Here is a 2,623-nt window from a genome sequence, read left to right on the forward strand (position 1 = left end):
CTGGGCGTCGAGGGCGACACCGCCACGGGGGTGCATTTTCGCCACGGTCGCCAGCACCGGCATGCCGCGGCCAGCGCCGAGGTGATTCTCAGCGCCGGCGCGGTGCACTCGCCGCAGCTGCTGATGCTCTCAGGCATTGGTGCGGCCGCCCAGTTGCGGGCGCATGGCATCGCCGTGCGTGCCGACCTGCCCGGGGTAGGCGCCAACCTGCAGGATCACCTGGACATCTGCACGCTGGTGCATACCCATCCGGGCGTGAGCTACGACCGCAGCAACCAGGCCCGGATCGCCTTCGACTACTTCCTGCGTGGTCGCCGCGGCGCCGGCACCAGCAACATCGCCGAGGCCGGTGGCTTCGCCCGCTCACCGCTGGCCATCGATGCGCGCGCCGACGTGCAGTTCCACTTCGTGCCGGCGATGCTGGACAACCACGGCCGCCACCGCCTGCCCGGCGACGGCTACACGCTGCATGCCTGTGCCCTGCACCCGCGCAGCCGGGGCCGGATCAGCCTGCGCGACGCCAACCCCGCCTCGCCACCGCGCATCCAGGCCCATTACCTGAGTGATCCCGACGGGATGGATCTGGCGATGATGAAAGCGTGCGTGCGGATGTCGGCCGAGATCCTGCGCCAACCGGCGTTCGACCGCTGGCGCGGGGCACCGATCTTCCCGCCGCGGCAGGACCTGGACGAGGCCGCGCTGGAGGCCTTCATCCGGGCCAAGGCCGAGACCATCTACCACCCGGTGGGCACCTGCGCGATGGGCACCCACGCCGGGGCGGTGGTCGACCCGCAGCTGCGCGTGCGCGGCGTGCGCCGCCTGCGCGTGGTGGATGCCTCGGTGATGCCCAGCCTGGTCAGCGGCAATACCAACGCGCCCACCCTCATGCTGGCCGAACGCGCCGCGCAGTGGATCCTCGAGGCGGCCGGGGCAAGCTGAACAGGGCTGCGCCGCGCCGGGTGCCCGTGCGTACGCCGTGGATGCAAAAACCGGGCCTTTTCAACCAGATACGCATTCATCTTCGCTTGGTTTGTGCAATCAGGAAAAGCAGCGCTAGAATCACCCACAGCAGTTGCGCACGGGTCCCAAACGATGAATCAGAACAGCAGGCGTCGCCCGATCCGTTCGGCGGCCACCGGGTTGCTGGGCATGTTGATGCCCATCGCGATGTCGTCTACTGCACAGACGCCCAGTGCTGCGCCGACCGCATTCCCGGTCAACATCGAAAACACCGCGACGATCGCGCACACCCAGCCGGCCGCCTATCGCACCACGCCCGCCACCGTGCAGGTGCTGCCGCCGGCCCAGGGCTTCAACGTGGCCGCGATCGAAGCGATGGCCCAGCAGCTGACCTACGGCGAGCGCGTCCCCGGCATGGCCGTGGCCATCGTCCAGGGCGGTCGTGTGCTCAGCGCGCGCGGCTACGGCGTCACCGACGTCAACAACCCGCAGATGGTCGATGCGCACACCGTGTTCCGGCTGGCATCGCTGTCCAAGGCGTTCGCCGGCACCATGGCCGGCCTGCTGGTCAACGACGGCACGCTGCGCTGGGACAGCAAGGTCACCGACTACGTGCCCGGGTTCCAGCTGAGCTCACCGGAGGCCACCGAACGCCTCACCGTGGCCGACCTGCTCAGCCACCGCGTCGGCCTGCCCTACAACGCGTACGACCGCGACGTGGAAGCCAACGCCGAGTACTACACGCTCACCCACAAGCTGGCCTCGACCTCGCTCAAGTGCCTGCCGGGCGATTGCTATGCCTACCAGAACGTGGCCTTCAGCCTGATCGGCGACGTGGTCTACGCCGCCTCCGGCAGCTTCTACGAGCAGTCGGTGGAACGCCGCCTGTTCAAGCCGCTGGGCATGGACGATGCCAGCCTCGGCCTGGCCGGCATCCAGGCCAGTTCGCGCTGGGCGCGCCCGCACGTGCGCAGCCGCAACGGCTGGGTGTCGTTGAACCCGAAGCCCACCTACTACCGCCTGGCGCCTGCAGCCGGCGTCAACGCCAGCGCCAGCGACATGGCGCAGTGGCTGCTGGCCCACACCGGCCACCGCCCCGACGTGCTGCCTGCGCCGCTGCTGGCCACGCTGCACTCGACCCTGATCAACACCCCCGGCGAGATGCGCTCGGGCTGGCGCCGCGAGCGTCTGCACTCGGCCGGGTACGCACTGGGCTGGCGCAACTTCGACTACGCCGGGCATGAAGTGATTTTCCATGCCGGTGCCGTGCAGGGCTATCGCGGCCTGGTCGCGCTGGTACCCGAACGCGACCTGGGCATCGCCATCATGTGGAACGGCGAGAGCAGCCTGCCCAGCGGCCTGCTGCCGACCGTGCTGGACCAGGCCATGGGCCTGCCGACCCAGCGCTGGCTGGACGTGGACACCGACTTCGGCAGCGACAACCTGATGGTGGAAGACGGCGCCCCGGCAACCAAGCGCAAGGGCGTGTCGTCCAACCGCGCGGTTGCCTCGCCGCGCTGATCACGGCGCGAGGATGCATCAAAGAGGCGGCCGGTTGGCCGCCTTTTTTGTGGGCCGGTAGAGCCGACCGTTGGTCGGCTGCCACGAACGGAAACGGTAGAGCCGACCGTTGGTCGGCTGCCACGAACGGATACGGTAGAGC

The 2,623-nt window shown here is 69.2% G+C and carries 2 protein-coding genes; both read left to right on the plus strand.

The window, feature by feature from the left end; all coding sequences use genetic code 11:
* On the plus strand, window positions 1-939 hold a 939-nt coding region (locus DBR34_RS18650; protein ID WP_181394070.1), incomplete at its 5' end, for a GMC oxidoreductase.
* Between the two features lie 153 nt (window positions 940-1,092).
* Entirely contained in the window at window positions 1,093-2,481 is a 1,389-nt protein-coding gene (locus DBR34_RS18655; protein ID WP_128097884.1) for a serine hydrolase domain-containing protein, read from the plus strand.
* Window positions 2,482-2,623 lie beyond the last annotated feature (142 nt).

It is taken from the genome of Stenotrophomonas sp. HMWF003, assembly GCF_003061285.1.
Taxonomy (GTDB): Bacteria; Pseudomonadota; Gammaproteobacteria; order Xanthomonadales; family Xanthomonadaceae; genus Stenotrophomonas; species Stenotrophomonas maltophilia_AP.